The organism is Cupriavidus basilensis, assembly GCF_029335485.1.
Lineage (GTDB): Bacteria > Pseudomonadota > Gammaproteobacteria > Burkholderiales > Burkholderiaceae > Cupriavidus > Cupriavidus basilensis_E.
Genome location: NZ_JARJLM010000539.1, coordinates 1 through 1,038, shown reverse-complemented (window position 1 = coordinate 1,038; position 1,038 = coordinate 1). Strand labels below are relative to the sequence as shown.

The 1,038-nt window shown below is 69.2% G+C and carries 1 protein-coding gene and 1 pseudogene; both read left to right on the top strand.

The window, feature by feature from the left end; translation table 11 throughout:
* The first annotated feature begins 38 nt into the window (after positions 1 to 38).
* Complete coding sequence (locus tag P3W85_RS33585; RefSeq protein ID WP_276267921.1) at positions 39 to 818, top strand: oxepin-CoA hydrolase, alternative type; 780 nt, start codon at positions 39 to 41, stop codon at positions 816 to 818.
* A gap of 99 nt (positions 819 to 917) precedes the next feature.
* A pseudogene (locus P3W85_RS33580) lies at positions 918 to 1,038 on the top strand (histidine phosphatase family protein); the annotation flags it as partial.

The following is a 1,038-nucleotide window of genomic DNA, read 5'->3' as shown; positions in this document are numbered from 1 at the left end:
TTCTGATCTCCTGCATCCGCACATCCGCACAGGCCGCCATGACCGCACAGCTGCTTTCCGAACGCGTCGACTCCACCCTGGTGCTCACCATCTCGAACCCCGAGGCACGCAATGCGCTGCACCCGGACATCTACGCGGCCTCGCAGGAGGCGCTTGAGCTCGCCTCGCGCGACAGCGAGGTGCGCGCCGTGGTCATCACCGGCGCCGGCGGCGTGTTCTGCGCCGGCGGCAACCTCAACCGCCTGCTCGGCAACCGTGCCAAGCCACCCGAGGTGCAGGCCGAGAGCATCGAAGTCCTCAACCACTGGATCGAAACGCTGCACGCTTTTCCCAAGCCCATCATCGCCGCGGTGGAAGGTCCCGCCGCAGGCGCCGGCTTCTCGCTGGTGCTCGCCTGCGATTTCGTGGTCGCCGCCAGCGACGCCAGATTCGTGATGGCCTATGTCAATGTCGGGCTGACGCCTGACGGTGGCGGCTCGTACGAACTGGCGCGCGCCCTGCCCCGCCAGCTCGCCTCCGAGCTGATGATGGAAGGCAAGCCCGTCGACGCCGCGCGCCTGGCCCAGTTCGGCCTGGTGAACCGCGTGGTGCCGGCCGGCCAGGCGCTCACGGAAGCACTGCGCCTGGCCGAATCGCTGGCCACGCGCTCGCCGCATGCCGTGGGCCGGATCAAGGCGCTGATCAACCATGCCGGTACCGCCAGCCTTACCGAGCACCTGGCCGAGGAGCGCAACAACTTCGTGGCCGCGCTGCATCACCAGGATGCGGGCGAAGGCATCGGCGCCTTCCTGGAGAAGCGCAAGCCCAACTACCGCTGACCGGCCGCCCCCGCCGATTCGCCAGCCAGCCTCGCCACGCAAGACCACGCCGACCATGCCCGCGCAGACGGACAGCTCGGCAACGCACCGGAGACCTGCATGGAATTGCCGCCCTCGCCCCGCCGCCGCGTCTACCTGATGCGCCATGGCGCAGTGACCTACTTCGACGCGACCGGCCGCCCGGCGTTGCCCGAGCTGGTGCCGCTCAATGAAACCGGCC